Below are 24772 nucleotides of genomic sequence, written 5' to 3'. Positions count from 1 at the left end.
GCGCTCAGGCGGAAAGCAGTTTTGCCAGCGCGACGAATTCGGCGACGCTGATCGTTTCGGCGCGGCGGCTCGAATCGATGCCGAGCGCCTCCATCGCTGCGAGCGCACCAGGCACCGGCTTCAGGCTCTGGCGCAGCATCTTGCGCCGCTGGCCGAAGGCGGCTCCGGTCAGTGCCTCCAGTCGGTCGAGCCGCACCGAGGCGGGCGCCTCTTCCGCGACGATGTGAACCACCGCCGACATAACCTTCGGCGGCGGCGTGAAGGCGGACCGGTGCACCGACATCGCAATACTGGCCCGTGCGCGCCATTGGGCAAGAACCGCCAATCTGCCATAGGCCTCGCTGCCCGCCGATGCGACGATCCGCTCGGCGACTTCCTTCTGGAACATCAGTGTGCAGCTCGCCCACCAGGGACGCCATTCGGCCGAAAGCCAGCGCACCAGCAGCGCCGTACCGACATTGTACGGCAGGTTGGCGACGATGTGCGGCTTGCCGGTGAATAGCACGGGCGCGTCGATTTCCAGCGCATCGCCTTCGATCACGCGGAGCCGCTCGGGATAGGCTTCGGCGAGTTCGGCCAGTGCGGGGATACAGCGCCGGTCCCGTTCCACTGCTGTCACTTTAGCGCCCGCCGCCAGCAGCGCCCGGGTCAGGCCGCCGGGGCCGGGACCGACTTCGAACACTTCGGCGTCGGAAAGGTCGCCGGGGACGGCTGCGATGCGGCGGAGGAGCTGCTGGTCGAACAGGAAATTCTGGCCCAGCGCCTTGCTGGCGCTCAGCCCGTGCCTGCGGATCACCTCGCGCAACGGCGGAAGATCGATCACGCCGCTCCCTGCGCCGCCAGCTCGGCGCGCCGCTGCGCGGCGCTTGCCGCCATGCGGATCGCCGCGATCATCGCACCGGGCTCGGCCTGATCGCTACCCGCGATGCCGAACGCCGTCCCATGATCAGGCGACGTGCGAACGATCGGCAGGCCGAGCGTGATGTTCACCCCTTCGTCGAAGTGCAGCGTCTTGATCGGCACCAGCGCCTGATCGTGATAGGGGCAGAGCGCAGCATCGAACCCCGCGCGGGCCCGCGGATGGAACATCGTATCGGCTGCGAAAGGACCGATCGCGTCGATACCTTCCTCGCGCAGCTGCTCGATCGCCGGCTTCAGGATCTCGATTTCCTCGCGTCCGATCGCGCCGCTCTCGCCGGCGTGGGGGTTGACCCCTGCGAAGGCCAGGCGAGGGCGCTCGATGCCGAAATTACGGAGCAGTCCGCGCGCAGTCACTCGCGCCTTGTTGAGCACGAGTTCGAGCGACAGCAAGCCCGGAACATCCGCCAGTGGAACATGTACGGTCATCGGCACTACGCGCAGTGTCGGTCCCGCCAGCATCATCACCGCATTCTCCACCGAAACGCCGCAACGCTCGGCAACGAACTCGGTCTGTCCCGGGTGGGCAAAGCCGACCTGATACAGCTGTGCCTTGGAAACCGGCCCGGTCACCAGTGCGCCGGCCGCGCCCGAGCGGGCAAGACCCGACGCGGTTTCCAGGGTCTGAAGCGAACAGCGCGCTCCTTCCAGATCGGGCGCGCCGGGAACGATCTCGCCACCGTCGGCAATCGCCAGGACGGGCAGGGCATGGTCGAACACGTCTCCCGCCTCGGCGGGGTCTTCGATCCGCTGGATCGGTCCTCCCCAGACCAGTTCGACGGCCTTCATGCTTCCGACTGCAAAGAAGGGCGCAAGCGAGTGAAGCTCACGAGCCTTCCATGCCTTGGCGACGATCTCCGGCCCGATCCCGGCAGGGTCTCCCATCGAGATCGCGAGCGGCGGGATCATCATCCGCTCCCCGTCCGCGTCAGCGATATTCGACCAGCGCATCCCGGCGCAAATCGCGCAGCATGCGCTCGGCGCGCCGGTTCACACGCTCCTCTTCCTCGCGCTCGCGAATCTGATCGGCGGAAGGCAGGAAGTTGCTCGGCGGATCGTCACGCCCGCACAGCACCAGCACGCGCACCCCGTCCTCGACCGATCCGAACGGCGGAGTGGCCTCGCCGATCTGCATGTTGATGAGGAGTTCCTGAAGCTGCGGAGGGAGCTGGCGAAGGACCACCGCGTCGTTGTCGACCACATCGGCGCCGATCTCGCGCGCGGTGTCGTTGACAGCGCCGCAGCCCTGCATCGCCTGCGTAGTGGTGGCGAAGGCGGCCGTGCGGCTTGCCGCCTCGGCCTCGGTAGTACCTGCGGGGAAGCGAATGCTCATCTGACGCAGACTGAGCTGCGCGTCGCGCGGGTCCGCCGTGAGGACCTGCCGCTTGTCCTGCAGGAGCAGCACGGAAAAGCCGCCCGGCACTTCGATCGGACCGACCACCTGGCCCACCTGCATGCTCCGCGCGGCCTCGGCAAGCGCGTCCGGAAGCATCGCAGGCCGGACCCAGCCCAGATCGCCGCCCGTGGCGGCAGTGGTCGCATCCGAGAAGTTGCGCGCGAAATACTCGAACGGAGCACCCTCGCGCATCTGCGCCAGCATCTGCTGCATGCCCGCATAGACCTCGCGGGCCCGATCGGGGGTGGCGTTCAGATAGATTTCGCGGAGATGATACTCTTCGGTCCCGCGGGCCTCTTCGAGCCGCTGGATGATCGCGTTCACTTCCTCGTCGCCGACGTTGATCATCGGCACGACGCGGCGGCGCAACAGGCGGCTCCATGCCAGTTCGCCTTCGATCTGGCGCCTGATCGTACGGTCGGACGAACCGATCTCGCGAAGCCAGCGCGACATCTCCTCAGGGGTGCGGTTGAAGTTCCGCGCCACGCGTACGAAGCTCTGGTCGATCTCCGGCTGCGAGATCTCGATCTCGTTGGCCTTCGCCTCCTGGATCTGGAGCGTTTCGTCTATAAGCTGACGCAGGATCTGCAAGCGAAGCTGTGCCCGTTCCTCGTCGTTCAGTTGAAGATTGTTGAGCGCGCCGACGACGGCGACCCGATGGTCGATGTCCGTTCCGGTGATGACGACATCGTTTACGATCGCCGTGGGCTTGCGAATGTTCGGATCGCTGGTGCCGAAGATCTGAAGATTGGACGGCAGATCGAGCCCCGTTGCGGGCACTTGGGCATCGGGAACGGTCTGGGCCGTCGCCGCCGAAGCCAGCGTCATCATGCCCAGGGCAAGAGCGGATCTGCGACCCAGGCGGGCCGCCTTCGCAACGATGTTCACAGTAACCAAAAGCCTCATCCTGTCCGGAATTTTCGCGCCTTTACTCGGCAATTGTGCCTGAACCAAGGCTTAGCGGCCCAGGTTCTTGAAAGCGAATGTGAGCAGATAGCTGTTGCCGCGCCGTGCGTCGCCGGTGTCCTCATAGTCGCGCTTCCAGGTGAGCCCCAGGCGCAGACAATCGTCTTCATACATGATGCCAAGGCGATGCCGCACCGGTTCGAACCCGTCAGCGCTCGACAGCACGTCCTCGTTGCGGTCGGTGAGGTCGAGCAGCGCCGAGCCGGAGAGCGACCAGAAGCGCGCAACCTGAATCCGTGCGCCGATCCGCGCTTCCTCGCGATCCTGCAAATCCTCCAGGTCCTCCCCGATGTTCCGGTTCAGCCGCAGATAGCCGAGCTGGATATAGGTCGCGCGCGAACCGATCGTGGTATCCACTTCGTTGCGACGGATCGCCAGATTGTCCTTGTCGAGCCGGTAGCGATGGGTGAACGACACGAAATCGCCCCACCGCACGACCGTGCGCCCGACGACGTCTGAAACCCGATCGGTCAGTCCGGTTCCGTCCGGGAACAGCGTGGGCCGCGACGTGAGCCGGTAGCTCTGCCCCACGTTCGCGTCGATCGAGAAGCCGGGAAGATAGAGGGCATAGTCCAGCCCCCAGGTGAAGCGTGTCGAATCCTCGAACCGGTCGTAGCCGGGGAAGCGATTGAGCGCGAAGAGATTGGAATCCTCAAGGTCCACCGCGCGGGCGTCTTCGTTGGGGATGTCCAGATTCTCGATCTCGGGCACGGCGACGACCTGGAAGCGGGGCGTGATCCGCTGCGTGCCGCCGAACGCCGGGCCGATCAGCGGCCAGCGAATGTCCACCGCGAGCGCCCCGATCGCGCGGGCTTCGAAGCCTTCGGTGCCGCGATAGCTGGGCACGGTCGTCTGGAAGATGTCGTCGGCATTGTAGACGTCGCCGCGGCCATAGGCGGTCAGCACGACTTCCTGGCCCCAGGGGGTGAGGCGCCGCAGATCCCAGCGCGCCGAGGCGAAGCCGCGCTGCGTGTCCTGGCCGTCGGGGCGGCTGATCGCCAGCGTGTTGAGCTGAAGCTCGATCCGGCCTTCGAGAACGTCATCGATACGGCGGCGATAGTCGATTTCGGGCAGCGCCAGCGGCTGGAGCTCCTGACGTTCGCCGACGCGCAGCGTCTGCACCGCCCAGGCGTTGACCGAGAAATAGCTGTCGCTGCCGATCCGTTCGACGCGGATGTTGTTGCGCAGCCGGTCGTCGCGCGAAATGTCGTAGCGGCGCAGGAAGGTGCGGTCCGAAGTGACTCGGATCGACTCGCTGATGCTCCAGTGCGGATCGAGCTGGAACGTGCCGACGCTGTCGAGATAGCCGCGGAAATCGTTCTTCGAAGTGACTGAGGTGATCGGCCCCGTCAGATCGTCGCTGCGCCGGCTGTACGTGCCATAGGCGCTGACGCGATAGGCGCCGAGCGGCGTGAGCTCGCGGAAATCGACGCGCAGCATCGGGAGCACTTCGCTGTACACGCTGGGGGTGAGCGTCAGGTCACGATCAGGGGCGAGTGCGAAATAATAGGGGAGCGAGACCTGAAAGCCGTTGGTGCGGCTGTAGCGGATGTCGGGCTCGAGAAAGCCGTCGTCGCTGCGCCCGCCCGCCGGATGCGAGAAGACGGGAAGCGGCACGGACGCGATACCGAAGACTGCGATCCGGGCTCCCGAATAGCGGATCCGGCCGGTGTCGGGATTGTAGACGACGCGGTCGGCGGTGATCTTCCACGATGGCTTCTTGGGGCAGCCCTCGGAATCGACGACGGCGCACGGCGAATAGGCGGCATCGGCGACGATGATGACGCCGTCCTCGCGCGTGCCCCGGCGCGCGGCGATGCGCCCGCCGTCCTCCAGCACGACCAGCATGTTCTCGATCACGCCGTCGCGGAGCGTGTCGGTCAGTTCGATGCGGTCGCCATAGGCAGTGTCGCCCGCGGCGCTGGTGGCGACGATGTTGCCTTCCGCCACGACTTCCCCCGTCGCGCGGTTCCAGATCACGCGATCGGCGCGGAGCCTGTCGCTGCGGCGGTAAAGCCGAACGTCGCCGCTAGCGACGACGATGTCGCGCTCGGTGTCATATTCGATCTCCGCCGCTTCGAACCGGATCTGGTCGGGGTCGTCCGGTACATCCGCGGCGGGCGGTGCCGGTTCGACGTTGCGATCCTGCAGATCGGGTTGTGCCGTCTCCAGTTCATCGGTCGCGAGGGGTGGCTCCAGTGTCTCTTCGGGCTGAACCGGCCTCGGCGCCGTATCCTGGGCCTGAGCCTGCGCCGCAACGCACAGCGCCATGGGAAGCGCGCCGGAGAGCAGCAGTGCCTTGCGCGTCACGGGGAACCGAACCTCATACACTCATGCGCGCGCCCGCACGCTCCGCTTGCCCTATCGCACCGCTGCGCGCGTACCGCAACGCCTTGGCCGCGGCGATCGCGGGAGGGTAGAAGATCGCATGCAGGTCGATTTCTTCCATTTGACGCAGATGCCGCTCGAGCGCGCGCTTCCGCAAGTCGCCGAGCGGGTTGTTGAACGCGGTGGGCGGCTGTTGATCGTCGCGGAAGGCGAAGCGCTGCGCGCCAAGCTGGACGCGCTGCTCTGGAGCTATGCGCCCGAGAGTTTCCTGCCTCATGCCGCTGCCGGGACAGGAGAGGATGCGGCACAGCCGATTCTGATCGCGGATTCGACGCAAGCCGCCAACGGCGCCCGCAACATCGTTCTGGCGGACGGAATCTGGCGTGACGCAGCGCTGGCATTCGACCGCGCCGTGCTTTTCTTCGATGGCGACAGCATCACCGAGGCGCGCGCCGCATGGAAGGAACTGGTGACTCGCGACGGCGTCGAACGCCGCTACTGGAAGCAGAACGAAGCAGGGCGCTGGGAACAGATCGCCTGAGTTCGCCGAGCCGGCGGTCGCGCGCGTTCGGCTTGCATCCGCACCGGGCGGCGATTAGGGGAGCGCGACTTTTCCGCAACCCGCAAGCAACAGGAGCCGCACGGCCATGGCCGCGACCCGGACCTTTTCGATCATCAAGCCCGATGCCACTCGCCGCAACATCACCGGTGCGGTCACAAAGATGCTGGAGGAGGCCGGCCTGCGCGTTGTCGCTTCCAAGCGCATCCAGATGACCCGCGAGCAGGCGGAAGGCTTTTACGCCGTCCACAAGGAGCGGCCCTTCTTCAACGATCTGGTCGAGTTCATGATCTCGGGTCCGGTCGTGGTGCAGGTGCTCGAGGGCGAGAATGCCGTCGCGCGCAATCGTGAAGTGATGGGCGCGACCAATCCGGAGAACGCCGACGAGGGGACGATCCGCAAGGTTCACGCGGAATCGATCGAAGCGAACACCGTGCATGGCTCCGATTCGGAAGAGAATGCCGCGATCGAGATCGCTTATTTCTTCAAGCCCGAAGAAATCGTCGGCTGACGATACGGCCCCTCCCCCGGCGGGGGAGGGATCACCGTCGCGGCAGAGTGATGGTGGCCACCAGGCCACCGCCGTCGCGATTGGCGAGCGACACGTCGCCGCCCGCCTCGCGGGCGATAGCGCGGGCGAGGGCAAGTCCCAGGCCGATGCCGCCGGTGTCGCGGTTGCGCGAGCTTTCGAGCCGAGTGAACGGGTCGAAGACCTTCGCGAGCTTGTCTGCCGGAATCCCCGGCCCGCGGTCCGCAACTTCGATCGCGACATCTGCCGTTCGGGGCACCAGACGCACTTCGGCCCCGCCGGCGTATTTTATCGCATTCTCGATCAGGTTGCGCAGCGCGCGGCGCATCAGCGAAGGTCGGAGCCGGATCGGCAGGCGCGGCGATTCCTCAGTCGTGACGTCTGCGCCGAGATCGCGGAAGTCCTCCACGACCGCATCGATCAGCGCGGCGAGATCCACATCGGTCGGCGGCTCGCTCGGCCGGCCTAGCCGGGCCAGCGAGAGAATGTCGTCGAGCGTGCGGTTCATTTCGTCGATCGTGTCGGCCATTTTGGCACGATCCTCGTCATCCTCAACCGATTCGATCCGGACCCGCAGCGCCGCCAGCGGCGTCCGCAGATCGTGGCCGATTGCGCCGAGCATCCGATCCTTCTCGTCGAGCATCGCATTCACGCGGCGGCTGAGCGCGTTATAGGCTGCGGTCACCGACTGAACGTCGCTCGGGCCGTCCATCGGCAGCGGTACCGCAGTGGCGTTCGGATCGAAGCGGCGGGCGGCTTCCGCAAGCGCGTTCAGCGGTCGCGATATCCGCCGCGTGATCCACAGCACCGGCAGCAGGATGATCGCATAGAGGATCAGTGTCTGGACGATCAGGATGAGCAGGATGCGGCGATCGGTGCGCGGCCAGGGCGCAATCACTCTGAGCCAGCCTCGGCCCGGCACTTCCGCGGCGATCACCAGCATTGCGCCCTCGCTTCTCCGCTCGCGCAGCGCACGCGTATCGCGCCGGAGCGGGCGCAGGCCGGTATCGACGCGCGCGACAGGCACGCCGAGCTCTTCCAGCTGGCGGCGCACTTCGGCGGCGACTTCGGGGCGGCGCTCCCTCCATGCCGGGATCGGGTTCGCGTCGTCGACACGAACTCGGCCGCGGTCGCCGAGAATCGGGCCGCGCCCCGCGGCCTCGCGTTCGAGCGCATCGGCGATGCGCGTGGCGGCAGGCCGCGCTGCCTGCGCAAGACGGAAGTTCGCGCTGCTGCGTAACGCGAGAGCGAAGTTGACCGCCTGCGCAACGAACAGAGCCGCCGCGAGGAGCAAGGCCATTTGCCCCGCCAGGCTGCGCGGCAGGAAGCGCGCGTTCACAGCCGCGTCACTTCGGCCGCGAGTGTGTAGCCGCCGCCCCACACGGTCTTGATGACAGTCGGATTCTTGGGGTCGGGCTCGATCTTCTTGCGTAATCGGCTCACCTGATTGTCGATCGCGCGATCGAAAGCGGCCGCCTCGCGGCCTTGGGTAAGGTCGAGCAGTTGATCCCGGGTCAGTACCTGGCGGGGGCGCGTCACCAGTGCGTTGAGCAGATTATACTCGCCGGTCGACAGCGGCACCGAAACGCCTTCCCGGTCGACCAGCGTACGTTCTCCGGTCTTCAGCACCCAGCCGGCGAATGCGAAGCTGCCCGCTTCCGGGCCATGCTGGCGCGTGCCCCCGGCCGCCAGCCGGCGCAGCACGACCTTCACCCGTGCGGCGAGCTCGCGCGGCGAGAAGGGCTTCACCACATAGTCGTCGGCGCCCATCTCCAAGCCGACGATCCGGTCGGTTTCCTCCGCACGTGCGGTGAGCAGGATCACCGGGGTATCGCTTGTCTCGCGAATATGGCGGCACAGGCTGAGCCCGTCTTCGCCCGGCATCATGATGTCGAGGATGACGAGATCGATCGAATAGGCGGCCATCCGCGCCCGCGCACCTTCTGCGTCGCCGGCCTGAGTCACTCGGAAGCCCTGCTTCGTCAGGTACTGTGCGAGCGGCTCACGGATCGAACGCTCGTCGTCGACGAGCAGCAGGTGCGGCGTTTCTGACATCATCATCGCGGTAGCACATCCGAAGGCGGCGGAAAGGGCGGACGGCGCGAAGGGGAGCGCGCCGTCCGAAGGTGCAGCTGTTACTCGGCGGGCGGAACTGCGCCAGCTTGGCGGTCGCCGCGACGCTCCCGCATCTGCTCCATCCGTTCGCGCACGGCGTCGCGCTCGGCCTGGTCGATTGCGCCGTCGCCGTTGCTATCCAGCCGGGCGAAGCGGCGTTCGGCCTGCGCCTTTTGCTCCGCGAGACTGATCGCGCCATTCCCGTCGGCGTCGATACGATTCATCCTGCGCTCCCGGAAGCGGGCGCTGCGCTCGCCGCCACGCTCGTGCTCGCCCATGCGGCGGCCGTCGTGCGCCCCGCGGCGATTGTGCAAGCGCTCGTCACCGGTCAGTTGCCCGTCGCTGTTCGCATCGCGTTGTGCGAACCGCTGCTCGACCTGGGCGAGCATCTCGGCGCGGGTAAGGATGCCGTTGCGATCCGTGTCGGCGCGCGCGATTGGATCGCCGCGCCGTTCGCGCATCTGCCGCATCCGCTCGCGCGCGGCCTCGCGCTCGGCCGGGTCGATCGCGCCGTCGCCATTTGCATCGAGCCGGGCGAAGCGGCGCTCGGCCTGCGCCTTTTGCTCCGCGAGCGTGATCGCGCCGTTCCCGTCGGCGTCGATGCGACTCAGGATACGTTCGCGAAGCCGCCCGCCGCGGCGGTTGTGGAAGCTCTCGCCCTCCGTCAGTTGCCCGTCGCTGTTCGCATCGCGCTGTGCGAACCGCTGCTCGACCTGGGCGAGCAGCTCGGCGCGTGTAACCACGCCGTTGCGGTCAGCGTCGGCGCGAATCGTGGAATGGCCGGGCGAAGGCGCCGGGGCGGGGGGCGCGTTCTGCGCGAGGGCAACCGTGCCCGTCAGGGTCATAGCACCGAGTGCGGCGGCCGCGATCAGTCTGGTCTTCATGAGCGTGCTCCAGTTCAGCGCGGCGCGCAGGGGCCGCGCCGCAGGAGCGCCTTTTGTCGGATCGCTGTCGCAGGGGTGTGTCAGCGCCGGGGCGAAGTGTCGCAAAATGTCGCGTCAGGCGAAGATCGCGACACTCTGCATCGCATCAACCACCGGCGCGCCGGCGGCATTCCAGATGCGCATGCGCTGGCTGCTGAAGCCATCGACCGCCCGATCCGTCGCCGCCTGGAGCAGCCACCAGCCGTCCTGCGTCGAAAGATCGGTCGTCAGCAGATTGACGTGCCAGGTCAGCGAACTGAGCGGCACCTGCTTGTCGAACAGCTTGAAGGCGGCGGGGGGCAGTCCGTCGGCGATCGCGAGCAGCTCGACTGTTGGATCGAGACCATCGCGCCCGCGCAGCCGCGCCCAGCGCAGCCATTCCGCCGCACCGGGCACTTTCACGTCGTGAAACTCGAAATTGCCAGTGAAGAACTCGTCCGGGCCGATGTAAGTCTTGACATTGGGCTCGGGCGGGTGCCGCTCTGCCCGGGACATAGCGTCGTGCGTGACCGCGGAAGGCAGCGGTGCCATGAAGAGAAAGGTCGCGCGCAGCCCCAGTCCCGCTTCCGAGCGGACTTCGGTGTCGATGTAGGTCGCGTTGCGTCCGCGCCGGAGGCGTTGAGCCGTGATCGTGACCGCGCCGGCGAGCGGGCCCACGAAAGCGACTTGCGCCGAACGCAGCGGCGGCAGATCGGCTTCGATCCGTTGCGCGGCATGCAGCGCCAGTGCGGTCGTCAGCCCGCCATAGGCGGTACGGCCCTGCATCCAGTCCGCGGGCACCGTAGTTCGAAAGCCGTTCTCGACAAGGTCGGCCTGCGACAGAATATCGGCGATGGGGGTCACTTTGCATTCTCCAGATATCGGTCGCGGAGCGCGCGCTTGAGTATCTTCCCGATGCTGCTGCGCGGCAGTTCGGCCACGCATTCGAGTGCGCTCAAGCGCTGTGTCTTGCCGACCCGATCGTTGAACCACGTCAGAATCGTTGCCGTGTCAGTCACGGCGTCGCGCGCGACGTAGAAGCCGACCGGCGTCTCGCCCCATGCTTCCGACGGAATCCCCACTACCGCGCAGTCGGCAACATCGGGATGCTCCGCCAGCACCGCTTCGAGATCGGAGGGATAGATGTTGAACCCTCCGGAGATGATGACGTCCTTCTTGCGGTCCATCAGGATCAGAAAGCCGTCCTCGTCGAACCGGCCGATATCGCCGTGTCGGATGTAGCGCCGGCCCTCGGCATCAAACCATTCGGTCTCGCGGGTGGTTTCGGGGCGGCCGTGATAGCCGGTCATCATCCCACCGGACCGTCCGACGACTTCGCCGGTTTCTCCGGCGGCCACTTCCTTCCCGCGCTCGTCGATCAACCGGATGTCGCAACCTTCGATCGGCCGTCCGACGGTGTGCAGCTTGTCGGGATGCATGTTGGCGATCAGGATGCACGTTCCGCCGCCCTCGGTCATGCCATAGATCTCGAGTAGCAGCCCCGGCCAGCGTGCGAGCACATCCGCCTTCAGCTCGGGCGAGAAAGGCGCGCTGGTGCAGGTCTTGAACCGGAAGCTTGAAAGGTCGAACCGGTCGAAATCGGGCAGCGCCATGATGCGGCGATACTGCACCGGCACCAGCATCGCATGGGTAGCGCGATGTTTCTGCGCAGCTTCCAGAAATGCATATGCGTCGAACTTGCGCAGCAGCACGGCTGTGCCGCCCCAGCCGAGCGTGGGCAGGAAGCTCACCAGCGTGGTATTCGAATAGAATGGAGTGGCAACCATTGTCACTGCGTCGCCGAAACCCGCGGCCGTATTCCGGGCGATGTGCGACCAGCGCATCGCGTGCGGCTGGACGATTCCCTTGGGTGTCCCGGTGGTCCCAGATGAATAGATAAGATTGAACGGATCGTCGGGCGCGATCCGCACGGGAGCCGGAACCGTTGCTGCGGGCGCGAGCCAGGTCTCGAACGCTACTCCCGCGCCGCTTCCGTCGAGCGCGACTCGCTTCGCCGGCAGATCGATCTTGCCCAGCATTTCCGCCGCTTCTTTGTCGAGGAAGAGCAGCGGCGCCCCGCTGTCCCGGACCATCGCCGCGATTTGCGCCGGCGTCGCGGAGGGGGCGAGCGGCGCTGCGACACAGCCCGCGCGCACCGCTCCCAGAAAGACTTCCGCATAGGCGATCGAAGGCGCCGCCAACAGCGCGACTGCGGTTCCTTGTGCCACGCCGTCGCGTTGCAGCGCCGCTGCTACGCGGTCCATCCGCGCATCGAGCGCAGCATAGCCGAGCGTCCGCTCGTCCATCGCCAGCGCCGTCTTTTCGGGACGCTCGGCGGCATGGGCACGAATCAACTCGGACAGTGTCGCGAACCCGCTGCTCAGCAACGCCTCGGCGGTCGGCATCCGTTCCTCTCTCTTCCAGCTTCTTTGGCGCTCCACTAGGGCGCAACCACCACTCCGTACAGCATCGACTTGACGCGGCTCGGTCCATACCGCAATTTCGAATCAACGAAAGACATACCGGAGAGAGAGGATGGCCACCGCACCCGATGTTGAGGCGCTTGCCGACCCGCTGGAGGCGTTTCGCGTCCATGCGCGCGAATGGCTCGCGGCGAACTTCCCCCCGTCGCTGCGCGGCAAGGACAATGCGATGTCCGCGGTCGAGGGGCCGACCGAGCTCAGCGACGAGGAGGCGGCCTGGAAACAGGCGATGGGCGAGAAGGGGTGGGGCGTTCCCGCCTGGCCGAAGGAATATGGCGGCGGCGGCCTGAGTCGTGCCGAGGTGCGTGTGCTCCACGAGGAAATGGCTCGCATCGGTGCGTGGAATCCGATCGGCGGCATGGGCGTGATGATGTTCGGCCCGACTCTTCTCGAATATGGCACCGAGGAGCAGAAGCGCGAGCATATCCCGCCGATCGCCCGCGGCGAGATCCGCTGGTGCCAGGGCTATTCCGAGCCGGGAGCGGGTTCGGACCTCGCTTCGCTCCAGACCTTCGCCGAAGACGCCGGCGACCATTATGTCGTGAACGGCCAGAAGACATGGACCAGCGGCGGCCAATGGGCCGACAAGTGTTTCATGCTCGTTCGCACCGACAAGACGAAGAAGCATGAAGGTATCACTTTCCTGCTGGTCGATATGGATGCGCCCGGAGTCGAAGTGAAGCCGATCCGGCTGATCTCCGGCAGCTCGCCCTTCTGCGAGACTTTCTTCACCGACGTGAAGGTGCCGAAGGCGAACCGGGTCGGCGAGGAGGGCCATGGCTGGACGATCGGCAAGCGGCTGCTCCAGCATGAGCGGACCAGCCTGTCCGGCGGCGGTTCCAGCGCGGGGCGCTTCTTCGCGGGCACGCCGCTGTCGGAACTGGCAAAGCACTATGTCGGCACCGACGAGCACGGGCGTATCGCCGATGCGGATCTGCGGATGCGGATTGTGCGCCACGAAATGGATCTGCGGGCATTCATGGCGACTCTGCGCCGCGCCGCGATGGAGGCGAAGGCGGGTCAGGGCCCGTCCGCCACCTCTTCGATCATGAAGAATGTCGGTGCGCGAATCACGCAGGAGCGTGCCGAACTGGCGCTCGAGATCATGGGCATGGCGGGGCTCGGCTGGGAAGGCGAGGGCTTCACGCCGGAGGAACTGGCGCAGACCCGCGGCTGGCTCTTCGGCAAGGCAGTCTCGATCTACGGCGGTTCGACCGAGATCCAGAACAATGTGATCGCCAAGCGCATCCTTGGCATGCTCGATCATCAATAATGCGTGTGCCGCTGCGGAAGGGGCCCCCTTCCGCTTCGCGGCATCGACGCCACAGGCTCTGCATTGCGATGGAGCGACGGGGAAGAGGAAATGGCGGTACTCACCGAAGAACAGACGATGCTCCGCGATATGGCGCGCGAGTGGGTGGACAATGAAGCGCCGGTCACGGCCTTTCGCCGAATGCGTGATGCGGCGCCTGCCGAACGCTACGATAGCGGCGCCTGGCGCGCACAGGCCGAGATGGGCTGGCCCGGAATCCTCGTTCCCGAGGCACTGGGCGGCGTGGGAATGGGCTATGTCTCGCTCGGACTGGTGCTCGAGCAACTGGGCCGAAATCTGACGGCATCGCCACTGGCGGCGACCGCTGCTGCCACGAGCGCGATCCTGATCGGCGGATCGGAGGCGCAGCAATCCGAGTGGCTGCCGCGGATCGCTGCAGGAGAGGTGGTGGCGACGCTCGCAATCGATGAAGGGCCGCGTTTCGCGCCCGATCGCATCACCACTGAAGCCGCCGGCGGACGTGTGACCGGCACTAAGGAGTTCGTTGCCGAGGGCGACGGCGCCGCGCTGTTCGTGGTTGCGACCACCGACGGGCTCTGGCTTGTGCCTGAGGGCGAAGGCGTCACGCGCTCCGCTCGACAAATGGTGGACTCGCGCAGCCATGCGCAGGTTCGACTCGATGGCGCGGCGGGCGAGCGGCTTGCCGGTTCCGATGAGTTGCTGACGCGGGTTACCGATCGCGCAGCGGCGGCGACCTGTGCCGAAATGCTCGGCATGGCCGAGGCCGCTTTCGAAAAGACTAACGAGTATCTCAAGACCCGCGTCCAGTTCGGCCAGCCGCTGTCGACCTTCCAGGCGTTGCAGCATCGCATGGCGAAGCAGTTCACCGAACTCGAACTGACGCGCTCAGTGGTCGAGGCGGCACTCGAGGCGATCGAGGCGGATCGGCCCGACGTGCCGCAGGCAGTGAGTCTCGCCAAGGCAGTCGCGGGCGAGACGCTTCACCTCGTCAGTCGCGAAACGGTCCAGCTCCACGGCGGGATCGGAATGACTGACGAGCATGACGCCGGCTTCTATCTCAAGCGCGCCCGTGTGCTCGAGGCGCAATGGGGCAATGCCGCGTGGCACCGCGAGCGGTTCGCACGCCTCAACGGCTATTGAGTGCGGCTGCGCGTCGCCATGCGCGGCCCGCGACGGGGCGGGACGTTTCGAACAATCGTTCGGGAAATCGTTGCCCCTGCCGCGACTATGGCATTTGAGCAACACCGACGTATCCGTAGCGGTATGCAACGGTTGTTCCGCTTGACGCGCAGGGCATAAGCGAGTGTAGTTTCGAGGATAGGGTATGGAGCCGCCAAGTGCTCCGGCCAAGTGGGAGAGGATAGATGATGCGTTTTCGTCTCATGGCGGCGTGCGCCGTTCCGGCGCTGACGGTCGCGCTGGCGGCTCCGGCCTCCGCGCAGTCCGCGGCAAATGACGACCCGACTGCCATCGCGCAGGCGGCTGTCGATCAGGATACTGCGGATGCGCCGCGGCGCGCGCCCGTGATTCAGGATGGTGACATCGTCGTCACCGCACAGGGCCGTGCCCAGGTGCTTGCCGACGTGCCGCTTGCGATCTCGGCCGTCTCCGGGGAGGCGCTCGAACTGACCGGCGCCAACGACATCCGCCAGCTCAATCAGGTCGCGCCGTCGCTGCTGGTGTCGAACACCGGCAGCGAGGCGAACAGCTCGGCTCGCATTCGCGGCGTCGGCACGGTGGGGGACAATCCCGGTCTCGAGAGCTCGGTCGCGACCTTCATCGACGGCGTCTATCGTTCGCGCACCGGCGTGGGTCTCAACGAACTCGGCGAGATCGAGCGGATCGAGGTGTTGCGCGGTCCGCAGGGCACGCTGTTCGGCCGCAACGCGTCCGCGGGCCTGCTGAACATCGTGACCAAGGGGCCCGAATTCGATTTCGGCGGCACCGCTGAAATCACCTACGGCAACTATGATTATTGGCGTCTCGGCGCCTCGGTGACCGGGCCGGTCGCCGATAGCCTCGCGCTGCGACTCGACGGCATCTATGTGCAGCGCGACGGTTTCTTCGAAGACGTGAACACCGGCTATCAGGTCAATGACCGCGATCGCTATCTCGTGCGGGCGCAGGCGCTGTACGAGCCGACGGTCGATCTCTCGGTCCGCGTGATCGGCGATTACAGCCGCCGCGAGGAGGCGTGCTGCGCCGCCGTCTATGCGACGCCCGAGATCGCACCGGCCAACCGGGGGCTGATCGATCCGTCGAACCCCATCATCCCGGTACTGATCGGTGTCGGCGATACGACCTTCGACGGCTATTTCCCGGCGTTCGGCGACCCCTACAGTCGCCGTATCGCAGTCTCGCCGAACCGCAGCTACGATGGCGAGACCGAGGATTACGGCGGCTCGGTTCAGGTCGACTGGAATCTGGGCGGCGTCGACCTGACGTCGATCACTGCCTACCGCGGCTATACCAACTATCAGGCGGCGGACGCCGATTATGGTCTCGCCGACATCCTGTTCTTCGGCCCGGACAGCGGTCGTGAGTTCCGGACTTTCTCGCAGGAGCTGCGCTTCCAGGGGACGGCGTTCGACGGCGTGCTCGACTGGCTCGTCGGCGGCTATTACGCGAACGAGGATCTTGAAACGCGCAGCGAGCTGCAGTTCGGCAACGATTATGGCGCCTTCGCCTCGTGCCGCCTGCTCGCCTCGATCAGCCCGGCACTGCCGCGCAATCCCGATCAGGCAGGCTGCCTCGCCGGGCCCGGCGGCGCGATCACCGCCGGCGCGCTTGCAGGGATCTTCCCCGACATTCCGGGCCCAACGGTGGGCGCCGCACCCTTCGTCGAGGCGCTCCGTCTGCTCAGCACGGTCAACGGCGTCGGCGACGATACGGCGAACTTCAACCAGAACAGCGAGAATTTCGCGTTCTTCACGCACAATATCATCCATCTGACCGATCGGCTCGATCTGACGCTGGGACTTCGTTACACGAACGAAACCAAGCGGATGGACGCCAACTTCAACAATACCAACACCATCTGTCCGCAAATGCAGGCGCTGCTGCTTCCCTATCTCACGGGGGGTGCATCGACGACCGTTCCGACGTCGCTCACCGGCGGAGCGATCTCGCTCGCCTGCCAGGGCAATTCGACTGCCGAGCTCAACGGGCTCACGCTCGAGGACGAGCGCAACGAGGACAAGATCACCGGTACGGCCGTGCTCTCGTACAAGCCGACCGACGATTTGCTGGTCTATGCGAGCTATTCGCGCGGCTACAAGGCGGGCGGTTTCAACCTCGATCGTTCGGCTCTGAAATCGCCGATCCTGCCGTTCTCGCTGGCGGGTGGCGCCTCGCTGGTGAGCAATCTGCAGTTCGACGAGGAGACGGTCGACGCCTATGAGATCGGCGCCAAGTACAGCACCGGTCCGTTCAGCCTGAATCTTGCCGCGTTCCGCCAGGAGTTCAGCAACTTCCAGCTGAACACCTTCAACGGCACGGTCTATCTGGTCCAGAACATCAACGGCTGCGGCAGCAATCTGGGCACCGGCGGCACCTGCGATCCGGACGATATCACTCCCGGTGTCATCTCGCAGGGCGTCGAGCTGGAGGCGACGCTGGTGCCGATCCGCGATGTGCGGTTCAGCCTGGGCGCGACCTATGCCGACACGCGCTATGCGGACCGGCTGGTCGGTTCGGACGAGGGCGATCCGCTCGATCCGGCGCTCGCGCTGCTTCCGGGTGACAATCTCTCGAATGCGCCGGAAATCGTCGTCACCAGTTCGTTCGCCTATACGCCGGAGCTCGGCAATTCCGGTCTGAGCGGGTTGTTCTACATCGATGCGCGCCTCGCCGACGACTACAACACCGGTTCGGACCTGGTTCCGCAGAAGGAGCAGGACAGCTTCGCGGTGGTGAACGGCCGCATCGGCGTGCGCGCCGATAATTGGTCGCTCGAGGTCTGGGGTCAGAACCTGTTCGACGTCGGCTATACGCAGGTCGGGTTCAGCTCGCCTTTCCAGGCGCCGGCGCAAATCTATTCGGCCTATCTTGCCGAACCGCGGACATACGGCATCACGCTGCGCGGCAACTTCTGATCTGAATGGGGCGGGCCGGTGGTCCGCCCCTTTTTTTTCTCGAATAGCGAGCGCATCCGCCCATGGCCGACTCCGCTGCCGCTGCCGCGGTTCACAGTGCCGCCGACGCACTTGCGCTCAAGCGGCGGACGCTCACGCTCACGCTGCTCACGCTCACCTATTTCTTCAGCTATATGGATCGGCAAATCCTCGCGATCCTCCAGGAGCTGATCAAGGCGGACCTGCAACTCAGCGACACCCAGCTGGGCCTGCTCGGCGGATTCGCCTTCGCTGTTTTCTACGCGACACTGGGAATTCCCGCCGCCCGGCTCGCCGACCGCGGCAATCGCAAGCGGCTCGTCGCGATCGCCCTCGCGCTGTGGAGCGCGATGACGGCGATGGCCGGTCTCGCGCAGAACTTCCTGCAACTGCTGCTTGCCCGTATCGGCGTTGGGATCGGCGAGGCGGGATCGTCGCCGCCCAGCCATTCGATGATCGCCGATCTCTATCCGCCCGAAAAACGCGCCGGGGCGATGGCGGTCTATTCCCTGGGCGTGGTGCTGGGCGCCGCCTTCGGGACGATCATCGGCGGAACCGTGGCGAATTATTTCGGCTGGCGCGCGGCGATGTTCGCGGTCGGCTTGCCGGGACTGGTACTGGCGGTCCTCGTCTGGCTGTTCGTGGTCGAGCCGCGCCGCGGCTTGTCGGACGCTGCGCGTGCGGCCGAGCAGCACGACGCGATTCCGCCGCTGGGGGTGGGCTTCGCTTCGCTGTGGCGCAATCCGGCCGCGCGGCATCTGGTGGCGGCAGTCACGCTGACATCAATGATCGGCTATGGGCTCACTCATTGGGGGCCGAGCTTCATGATCCGCACGCTCGGGGTGGACATTCTCACGATCTCGCTCATCGTCGCGCCGATCGGCGGCATTTGCGGCACGATCTCGGCAGTGGGCGGCGGCAAACTCGCCGACCGGTTGGCCGGGCGGCACGGACTCCACGCCCAGAGCTGGATGGTCGCGGTGCTGAAGATCGTCGCGCTGCCGTTCGCGCTCGCTTTCTATCTCGTGCCGATCCCGGCGGTGGCGATCGGCCTCTATTTCGTCGCCGTGCTGTTCCAGAACAGCTATCTCGGCCCCACCTTCGCGCTCATTCAGGGGCTCGCGCCGGTTCGGCTGCGCGCCTTGTGGGCGGCGATCACATTGCTCGTCATCAATCTGATCGGACTGGGTCTCGGGCCCACCCTGATCGGCGTGATCAGCGATTCGCTCCGGCCGTCGCTCGGCGAAGCGGAGGCATTGCGCTGGGCGATGTTCGTGTTCGGCGCGATCACGCCCTGGGCGATCTTCCACTATTGGCGCGCCGGCGTCCTGCTCAAGCGCGCGGCCTGACCCCTCCGCGAGCCGCGTGTCCCGCTCGGCGGATCGAGGGGATAAGGAACAAGGCGAAGCGGCATTTCTACGATCCCGCGGCCTGCCACTATGTGCTGACTGCGCCCTCCGTCAGCACTCGATCATCGAATAATCCGAACGCGAGCGTCGATGCGTAAAAGGCGACCGCGCGTTCGCGCGGCATGGTGCTCGCCCACTTGCGCATATCGAATGCTGCATTCTGCAGCGCCATCAGCCCCTGGCTCGCGACCAGAGGGTCGATCGGCCGGATCGATCCTTCGGCGATGCCATCGGAGATCATGCCGGCAAAGCGCCGCGCGATCCGGTTCGAACGGTCGATCATCGTCGAGCGGACGTGCGGCGGCAGGCCCGACAGGGCCGTCGTTCGAAGCAACGGGCCGCGTTCGGAGAACTGCACGTCGAGCAGCGTCGCAATGACGCTGGCAAGCCGATGCCACTGGCTGCCGGCCGCCAGCTCGGCCAGCCGCTGCGCGTCCGCGAGAATGTCGAAGCTGCGCTTGTAGCAGGCGATCACCAGATCGTCCTTGGCATCGAGGTGGTGATAGAAGCTGCCCTTGGTGACATTCAGCTCGGAAGCGATCTTCTGAACCGATGCGCCGCGGTACCCCAGTTCGTTGATCAGCCGCGTCGCCGCCAGCAGGAACGCCTCGCGCCCCGGCTCGGGCTCGGCGGATTCCAGATCGAGAAGTTCGGGTTGCCACTCCTGGTCCGGAGCGGCGATGCCGTGGCGGAGCACCTCCATCATCCGCGCCTCGAGCCGCGGGTATTCGTCGATTTCGTACCGCACCAGCCAAGCGGGCAGCCAGAAGGTGTTCTCCAGCAGCACATGCGCGCGGGCGCCGTGCAGGTCGGTCTCGGCGCGGTTTTCGGCGGGTCCCCAGAGCGCCCGCGTCTTTCGGAACACGTTGCGCCAGCCGGCAAGCAGCTCGTGCTTCACCGGGCCTTCCATCGCGCGCAGGTCCGACAGAATCGCGAAGTCTTGTTCCTCTCCCCGGCGGATGCGCGCGAGCCGCTCCATGTTGCTTGCGAGATAGCGGGCGACGCGCGCTTCGGGCGTGGTCTCCTCGTGCGCCGCATCGAGCATCGCTTCCAGCCGTTCGAGCGTCTGCTCGAAACAGGCGGCGGCGAGATCTTCCTTGCGCCTGAAGTAATAGGTCACGCTGGTGGTGTTGAGACCCACTCGTCGCGCGACATCGGCGAAGGTCATGCCCTTCGCACTTTGCTGGTTGATGGCTTCGGCGGCGGCGGCGAGAATGGCATCCCGCTTTGCCTGAAACCGCTTCGTGCCCTGTTCCGCTCCCCCGCGGATTGCTTCCGGCGCATTCATCGCGTCAGCTTACTGCATTTGCTCCGAAGCCAAAGATGTTTTTTGGAGGTTCGGGACGGGCGGAGGCGGGTATAATTTCCCGCATTGATCCGGATCGGTCCCCTTTACCGAATATCGGGTACGGTCTAAGTCGACAGGGAAGAGAGAGGGGCGCGAGCCGCCCGGAGAGGAGAGTGCCATGGATTTCACGCTCAGCGAGCGCGAGACCTACTTCCGCGACCGCGTCCGCGCCTTCATCGACGAGAATATCCGACCGCGCGACCCCGACTATCGCGCGCAGGTCTCGGAAGGGGACCGCTGGAAGGTGGTCCCGGTCATCGAGGAGATGAAGAAGAAGGCCAAGGCCGAGGGCCTTTGGAACTTCTTCATGCCCCCGCATTCGGGCCAGAAGCACGTCGACGAGAGCTTCGAATTCGAAGGCACGCAGCTGACCAACCTCGAATATGCCCTGTGCGCCGAGGAAATGGGCCGGCTGGGTTGGGCTTCCGAGGTCTTCAACTGCTCCGCGCCGGATACCGGCAACATGGAAGTATTCCACCGCTACGGAACCCGCGAGCAGAAGGAGCAGTGGCTCCGTCCGCTGATGAACGGCGAGATTCGCTCGGCGTTTCTGATGACCGAGCCGGCGGTCGCTTCGTCCGACGCGACGAACATCGAGACGCGGATCGAGCGCGATGGCGACCATTATGTCATCAATGGTCGCAAATGGTGGTCTTCGGGCGCGGGCGATCCGCGCTGCAAGATCGCGATCGTGATGGGCAAGACCGATCCGAACGCTTCGCGCCATGCGCAACAGAGCATGATCCTGGTACCCCTCGACGCTCCGGGCGTTAAGATCGAGCGGATGCTGACGGTCTTCGGATATGACCATGCGCCGCACGGCCATGCCGAGATCGTGCTCGAGAACGTCCGTGTACCGGCCGAAAACATGCTGCTTGGCGAGGGCAGGGGGTTCGAGATCGCGCAGGGGCGCCTCGGGCCGGGCCGGATCCACCATTGCATGCGCACGATCGGCGTCGCCGAGGAGGCGATCGCGGCGATGGGCCGCCGTCTCGTCAGCCGCGTGGCCTTCGGCAAGCGGCTGTCGGACCAGTCGGTCTGGGAACAGCGGATCGCGCGCGCGCGGATCGACATCGAAATGACTCGGCTGCTGTGCCTGAAGGCCGCCGACATGATGGACAAGGCCGGCAACAAGGCCGCGCATCTGGAAATCTCGATGATCAAGGTTCAGGCGCCCCAGATGGCGCTCTCGATCATCGACGACGCGATCCAGGCGCATGGCGGCGCCGGCGTTTCGGGCGATTTCGCGCTCGCCAGCGCCTGGGGAAACATACGCACGTTGCGCCTGGCCGACGGGCCCGACGAAGTCCACAACCGCACGATCGCCCGGCACGAATTCGGCAAACACGCGGAGTTCAAGGCCGATCGCCCGTCCAGCGGAGACGTCGGAGCAACGCGCTGAGCGCCGCGAGAACGAGAGGATGAGAGTGAAAGCAGCCGTACTCCACGAGGCGAAGCAGCCGCTTCAGATCGAAGAGGTCCAGGTGTCCAGGCCCGGTCCGCGCGAAGTGCTGATCCGCACGCGCGCGGTCGGCGTCTGTCGTTCCGACCTCCATTTCGTCGACGGCGCCTTTCCGCACCCGGTGCCGACGGTGCCGGGTCATGAGGCAGCCGGCGTGATCGAGGCGGTCGGCAGCGATGTCGCGCATTTGAAGCCGGGCGATCACGTCATCACCTTCTTCACCGTCTTCTGCGGTTCGTGCGAGATGTGCGTCACCGGCCGGGTTTCGCTGTGCATCGATCCGTCGACGCGGCGGGCGCCCGATCAGGAGGCCCGGCTCAGCCTCGCGGACGGAACGCCGCTCGCGCCGTTCCTCAATCTGTCGGCGTTCGCCGAGATGATGCTGGTGCACGAGAATGCCTGCGTCGCGGTGTCGAAGGAGATGCCGTTCGATCGCGCCGCGCTGCTCGGCTGTGCGGTGATCACCGGCGCCGGATCGATCTTCAACGACTGCCAGCTGCGCCCCGGCGAGAGCGTCGCGGTGATCGGCGCGGGCGGCATCGGTCTCGCCGCGATCAACGCCGCGAAGATCGCCGGAGCGGGCATGATCCTCGCGATCGATCCGGTGGCGTCGAAGCGCGAGCTGGCGCTGAAGATGGGTGCCACGCATGCGCTGGACGCGGCGGACGAGGGTCTCGCCAAGTCGGTTCTCAAGATGACGAACGGCGGCGTCCATTATGCGATCGAGGCGGTCGGCCGTCCGAACACCGCCGAACTCGCCTGGACGATCCTGCGCCGCGGCGGCACCGCGACGGTGCTGGGGATGATCGCGCCCGGCAACAGCGTCAGCCTGCCCGGGCCGACCTTCCTCACCGGCAAGAAGATCCAGGGATCGCTGCTCGGCTCCACGCGCTTTCCGATCGACATGCCGCGGCTCGTCCAGCTCTATCTCGATGGCAAGCTCGATCTCGACACGATGGTCGCCGAGCGGATTCGACTCGAGGATATCAACGACGCGCTCGACAAGCTGCGCCAGGGCGACAGCGTCCGTTCGGTGATCGAGTTCGCATGAGCGCGGAAATGGCTCCCGCCGACGATCTCGACGTCGCCCGCCTCTCCGAGTGGATGGCGGCGAACGTCGCCGGGTTCGAGGGGCCGCTTCGCTATGCGAAATTCGCCGGCGGCCAGAGCAACCCCACCTATCGCATCGATTCGCCGAGCGGCGCCTATGTGCTTCGGCGCAAGCCCTTCGGTCCGCTGCTGCCTTCGGCGCATGCTGTCGATCGCGAATACCGGCTGATCGCCGCGCTGCACCCCACGGGCTTTCCGGTCGCGCGACCCTATGGCCTGTGCGAGGACGATTCGGTGATCGGCTCGGCCTTCTACGTGATGGAGATGGTCGACGGGCGCACGATCTGGGATGGCGGGATGCCCGATCTCTCCCCCGCCGAGCGGACGGCGCACTATCATGCGATGATTGACACGCTGGCGGCGCTCCACGCGGTCGATTATGAAGCGGTCGGGCTTGGCGACTATGGCAAGCCGGGCAACTATTTCGAGCGCCAGGTCGCGCGCTGGTCGAAACAGTATCGCGCGAGCGAGACCGATCACATTCCCGAGATGGAAAAGCTGATCGCGTTTCTTCCCGCGACCGTGCCGGCGCAGACGCGCACCTCGATCGTCCATGGCGACTATCGCGTCGACAATATGATCTTCGCTCCCGAAGGGCCGGACATTCTCGCGGTGCTCGACTGGGAGCTGTCGACGCTCGGCGATCCGCTGGCGGATTTCTCCTATTTCCTGATGAACTGGGAAACCGTGCCGAGCGGCCGCCGATCGGGGATCAAGGGGCTCACCGGCCCGGAGACCGGAATACCGACGCTGGAGGAGGCCGTGGCTCGCTATTGCGCCGCCACCGGCCGCGACGGCGTGCCCGATCTGAACTGGTACTTCTCCTACAATCTCTTCCGCCTCGCCGGGATCGTTCAGGGCATCAAGAAGCGAATGATCGACGGCAATGCGTCCAGCGCGAAGGCCGCCGAAACCGTCGCGGCGCTGCCGGGGCTGGTTGCGGCCAGCTGGGGCTTCGCACAGGCGGCGGGAGCTTCCTGAGCACGCGTGCATAGAAAGGGCGACGACTCGATGCGATTCCAGGGCAAGTCCATCGTCATCACCGGTGCGGGTTCGGGAATCGGCCGCGCCACCGCCAGCGCCTTCGCTGCCGAGGGCGGCCAGGTGGTTGCCGCCGATCGAAGCGACGCCGTCCGTGCGACGGTAGAGGCGATTACGGCTGCGGGCGGAACCGCGCTTGGCGTCGAAATGGATGCGGGCAACGAAGACGATGTTGTTCGCCTCGTCGAAGTCGCGTGCACGCACTTCGGCGGAATCGACGTCTTCTATGCCAATGCCGGCATCTCGGGAGGCGCGAGCAGCGTGCTCGACGCCAGCGTCGAGCTATGGACCGACGTGTTGCGCGTCAACCTGATCGGGCCGGCGCTGGCGATCAAGCATGCCGCGCCACGCATCGTCGAGCGCGGCGGCGGCGCGATCCTGTGCACCGCCAGTGTCGCGGGGCTTCGCTCCGGGGCGGGCGGGGCGCCCTATTCGGCGTCCAAGGCAGGCGTCATCAATCTGGTGCAGTCGGCGGCGCAGCAGCTGTCGGGATCGAATGTCCGCGTGAACGCGATCTGTCCGGGGTTGATCGAGACCGGGATGACTCAGCGCGTCTACGACTATGCGCGCGAGAAGGGAGTCGAGGACAAGATCGGCCGGCTCAACCCGATGCGGCGCGGCGGCCGCCCCGAGGAGATCGCGCAGGTCGCGCTTTTCCTCGCTTCGGATGCGGCAAGCTATGTGAACGGCCAGGCGCTCGCGGTCGATGGCGGGCTTTCCTCGAGCCATCCGGTGACGCGGCAGGAATATGGCAAACCGGCGGTCTGATCCGTTCGATTCTAATCTGTCACGATAGCGCG

The 24772-nt window shown here is 66.0% G+C and carries 20 protein-coding genes; 10 read left to right on the top strand and 10 right to left on the bottom strand.

Features of this window, described 5'->3' with window-relative positions; genetic code table 11:
- Nucleotides 1-4 precede the first annotated feature (4 nt).
- The 4 genes from rsmA to ACQ450_RS03290 all read right to left on the bottom strand — a co-directional run bounded on the left by rsmA (nucleotide 5) and on the right by ACQ450_RS03290 (nucleotide 5551).
- The gene (gene rsmA, locus ACQ450_RS03305; protein ID WP_431470493.1) at nucleotides 5-823 is read right to left on the bottom strand and encodes a 16S rRNA (adenine(1518)-N(6)/adenine(1519)-N(6))-dimethyltransferase RsmA; all 819 of its coding nucleotides are present in this window, start codon (nucleotides 821-823) and stop codon (nucleotides 5-7) included.
- The gene (pdxA, locus tag ACQ450_RS03300) at nucleotides 820-1869 is read right to left on the bottom strand and encodes a 4-hydroxythreonine-4-phosphate dehydrogenase PdxA (RefSeq protein ID WP_431470492.1); all 1050 of its coding nucleotides are present in this window, start codon (nucleotides 1867-1869) and stop codon (nucleotides 820-822) included. Before pdxA ends, rsmA begins: the two co-directional genes overlap by 4 nt.
- Nucleotides 1847-3145 carry a peptidylprolyl isomerase gene (locus ACQ450_RS03295; RefSeq protein WP_431470491.1) on the bottom strand — a complete coding sequence of 433 codons (1299 nt, stop codon included), beginning with the start codon at nucleotides 3143-3145 and terminating at the stop codon, nucleotides 1847-1849. The genes pdxA and ACQ450_RS03295 overlap by 23 nt, the downstream gene beginning before the upstream one ends.
- Before the next feature lie 126 nt (nucleotides 3146-3271).
- Nucleotides 3272-5551 (bottom strand): LPS-assembly protein LptD, encoded by a 2280-nt coding sequence (locus ACQ450_RS03290; RefSeq protein WP_431471267.1) that lies wholly within the window; start codon nucleotides 5549-5551, stop codon nucleotides 3272-3274.
- Between the two features lie 157 nt (nucleotides 5552-5708).
- On the opposite strand from ACQ450_RS03290, the gene ACQ450_RS03285 reads away from it, so the two are divergent.
- Both ACQ450_RS03285 and ndk read left to right on the top strand, forming a co-directional pair.
- Entirely contained in the window at nucleotides 5709-6149 is a 441-nt protein-coding gene (locus ACQ450_RS03285; protein WP_188055100.1) for a DNA polymerase III subunit chi, read from the top strand.
- Nucleotides 6150-6255: 106 nt separating this feature from the next.
- On the top strand, nucleotides 6256-6678 hold the full coding sequence (gene ndk, locus ACQ450_RS03280) for a nucleoside-diphosphate kinase (RefSeq protein WP_188055099.1): 423 nt from the start codon (nucleotides 6256-6258) through the stop codon (nucleotides 6676-6678).
- A gap of 31 nt (nucleotides 6679-6709) precedes the next feature.
- Here the strand turns inward: ndk and ACQ450_RS03275 are convergent, their stop codons facing one another.
- From ACQ450_RS03275 to ACQ450_RS03255, 5 genes are all read right to left on the bottom strand, one after another.
- Nucleotides 6710-7996: a HAMP domain-containing sensor histidine kinase gene (locus tag ACQ450_RS03275; protein ID WP_431470490.1), complete on the bottom strand. Its 1287-nt coding sequence runs from the start codon at nucleotides 7994-7996 to the stop codon at nucleotides 6710-6712.
- Between the two features lie 35 nt (nucleotides 7997-8031).
- Nucleotides 8032-8751 (bottom strand): response regulator, encoded by a 720-nt coding sequence (locus ACQ450_RS03270; protein WP_431471266.1) that lies wholly within the window; start codon nucleotides 8749-8751, stop codon nucleotides 8032-8034.
- Nucleotides 8752-8831: 80 nt separating this feature from the next.
- Nucleotides 8832-9695 (bottom strand): EF-hand domain-containing protein, encoded by an 864-nt coding sequence (locus ACQ450_RS03265; RefSeq protein ID WP_431470489.1) that lies wholly within the window; start codon nucleotides 9693-9695, stop codon nucleotides 8832-8834.
- 114 nt (nucleotides 9696-9809) lie between these two features.
- Entirely contained in the window at nucleotides 9810-10577 is a 768-nt protein-coding gene (locus ACQ450_RS03260) for a thioesterase family protein (protein WP_431470488.1), read from the bottom strand.
- A complete protein-coding gene (locus ACQ450_RS03255) occupies nucleotides 10574-12118 on the bottom strand; it encodes a class I adenylate-forming enzyme family protein (protein ID WP_431470487.1) in 1545 nt (514 codons plus the stop codon). Before ACQ450_RS03255 ends, ACQ450_RS03260 begins: the two co-directional genes overlap by 4 nt.
- Before the next feature lie 130 nt (nucleotides 12119-12248).
- Between ACQ450_RS03255 and ACQ450_RS03250 the strand changes: the two genes are divergently transcribed.
- From ACQ450_RS03250 to ACQ450_RS03235, 4 genes are all read left to right on the top strand, one after another.
- Nucleotides 12249-13469: an acyl-CoA dehydrogenase family protein gene (locus tag ACQ450_RS03250; protein WP_431470486.1), complete on the top strand. Its 1221-nt coding sequence runs from the start codon at nucleotides 12249-12251 to the stop codon at nucleotides 13467-13469.
- A 90-nt stretch (nucleotides 13470-13559) separates the two neighbouring features.
- On the top strand, nucleotides 13560-14630 hold the full coding sequence (locus ACQ450_RS03245) for an acyl-CoA dehydrogenase family protein (protein WP_431470485.1): 1071 nt from the start codon (nucleotides 13560-13562) through the stop codon (nucleotides 14628-14630).
- A gap of 224 nt (nucleotides 14631-14854) precedes the next feature.
- Nucleotides 14855-17584 carry a TonB-dependent receptor gene (locus tag ACQ450_RS03240; RefSeq protein WP_431470484.1) on the top strand — a complete coding sequence of 910 codons (2730 nt, stop codon included), beginning with the start codon at nucleotides 14855-14857 and terminating at the stop codon, nucleotides 17582-17584.
- Between the two features lie 62 nt (nucleotides 17585-17646).
- Entirely contained in the window at nucleotides 17647-18951 is a 1305-nt protein-coding gene (locus ACQ450_RS03235) for a spinster family MFS transporter (protein WP_188055092.1), read from the top strand.
- Nucleotides 18952-19039: 88 nt separating this feature from the next.
- On the opposite strand, the gene ACQ450_RS03230 is transcribed toward ACQ450_RS03235, so the two are convergent.
- Nucleotides 19040-20299, bottom strand: a complete 1260-nt coding sequence (locus ACQ450_RS03230; protein WP_431470483.1) for a TetR/AcrR family transcriptional regulator — start codon at nucleotides 20297-20299, stop codon at nucleotides 19040-19042.
- A 178-nt stretch (nucleotides 20300-20477) separates the two neighbouring features.
- On the opposite strand from ACQ450_RS03230, the gene ACQ450_RS03225 reads away from it, so the two are divergent.
- Genes ACQ450_RS03225 through ACQ450_RS03210 form a run of 4 tightly spaced genes read left to right on the top strand, consistent with a single transcriptional unit; the run spans nucleotide 20478 to nucleotide 24740 of the window.
- A complete protein-coding gene (locus ACQ450_RS03225; protein WP_431470482.1) occupies nucleotides 20478-21761 on the top strand; it encodes an acyl-CoA dehydrogenase family protein in 1284 nt (427 codons plus the stop codon).
- Between the two features lie 25 nt (nucleotides 21762-21786).
- Nucleotides 21787-22872, top strand: coding sequence for a Zn-dependent alcohol dehydrogenase (locus tag ACQ450_RS03220; protein WP_431470481.1), 1086 nt, complete (start codon nucleotides 21787-21789; stop codon nucleotides 22870-22872).
- Nucleotides 22869-23912, top strand: a complete 1044-nt coding sequence (locus tag ACQ450_RS03215) for a phosphotransferase family protein (protein ID WP_431470480.1) — start codon at nucleotides 22869-22871, stop codon at nucleotides 23910-23912. Before ACQ450_RS03220 ends, ACQ450_RS03215 begins: the two co-directional genes overlap by 4 nt.
- Nucleotides 23913-23942: 30 nt before the next feature.
- Nucleotides 23943-24740 (top strand): SDR family NAD(P)-dependent oxidoreductase, encoded by a 798-nt coding sequence (locus ACQ450_RS03210; RefSeq protein ID WP_431470479.1) that lies wholly within the window; start codon nucleotides 23943-23945, stop codon nucleotides 24738-24740.
- Nucleotides 24741-24772 lie beyond the last annotated feature (32 nt).

The organism is Sphingosinithalassobacter sp. LHW66-3 (assembly GCF_050703275.1).
Taxonomy (GTDB): Bacteria; Pseudomonadota; Alphaproteobacteria; order Sphingomonadales; family Sphingomonadaceae; genus Sphingomonas.
The sequence above is the reverse complement of the archived record's forward strand: the minus strand, read 5'-3'. Positions and strand labels throughout refer to the sequence as shown.

Coding starts and splice junctions, on each gene's coding strand:
- pdxA (WP_431470492.1), bottom strand. CDS start 1,869: ATGCGCTGGTCGAATATCGCTGACGCGGACGGGGAGCGGATGATGATC.
- ACQ450_RS03295 (WP_431470491.1), bottom strand. CDS start 3,145: ATGATGACGCTGGCTTCGGCGGCGACGGCCCAGACCGTTCCCGATGCC.
- ACQ450_RS03290 (WP_431471267.1), bottom strand. CDS start 5,551: ATGGCGCTGTGCGTTGCGGCGCAGGCTCAGGCCCAGGATACGGCGCCG.
- ACQ450_RS03285 (WP_188055100.1), top strand. CDS start 5,709: ATGCAGGTCGATTTCTTCCATTTGACGCAGATGCCGCTCGAGCGCGCG.
- ndk (WP_188055099.1), top strand. CDS start 6,256: ATGGCCGCGACCCGGACCTTTTCGATCATCAAGCCCGATGCCACTCGC.
- ACQ450_RS03275 (WP_431470490.1), bottom strand. CDS start 7,996: ATGGCCTTGCTCCTCGCGGCGGCTCTGTTCGTTGCGCAGGCGGTCAAC.
- ACQ450_RS03270 (WP_431471266.1), bottom strand. CDS start 8,751: ATGTCAGAAACGCCGCACCTGCTGCTCGTCGACGACGAGCGTTCGATC.
- ACQ450_RS03265 (WP_431470489.1), bottom strand. CDS start 9,695: ATGAAGACCAGACTGATCGCGGCCGCCGCACTCGGTGCTATGACCCTG.
- ACQ450_RS03255 (WP_431470487.1), bottom strand. CDS start 12,118: ATGCCGACCGCCGAGGCGTTGCTGAGCAGCGGGTTCGCGACACTGTCC.
- ACQ450_RS03250 (WP_431470486.1), top strand. CDS start 12,249: ATGGCCACCGCACCCGATGTTGAGGCGCTTGCCGACCCGCTGGAGGCG.
- ACQ450_RS03245 (WP_431470485.1), top strand. CDS start 13,560: ATGGCGGTACTCACCGAAGAACAGACGATGCTCCGCGATATGGCGCGC.
- ACQ450_RS03240 (WP_431470484.1), top strand. CDS start 14,855: ATGATGCGTTTTCGTCTCATGGCGGCGTGCGCCGTTCCGGCGCTGACG.
- ACQ450_RS03235 (WP_188055092.1), top strand. CDS start 17,647: ATGGCCGACTCCGCTGCCGCTGCCGCGGTTCACAGTGCCGCCGACGCA.
- ACQ450_RS03230 (WP_431470483.1), bottom strand. CDS start 20,299: ATGAATGCGCCGGAAGCAATCCGCGGGGGAGCGGAACAGGGCACGAAG.
- ACQ450_RS03225 (WP_431470482.1), top strand. CDS start 20,478: ATGGATTTCACGCTCAGCGAGCGCGAGACCTACTTCCGCGACCGCGTC.
- ACQ450_RS03215 (WP_431470480.1), top strand. CDS start 22,869: ATGAGCGCGGAAATGGCTCCCGCCGACGATCTCGACGTCGCCCGCCTC.
- ACQ450_RS03210 (WP_431470479.1), top strand. CDS start 23,943: ATGCGATTCCAGGGCAAGTCCATCGTCATCACCGGTGCGGGTTCGGGA.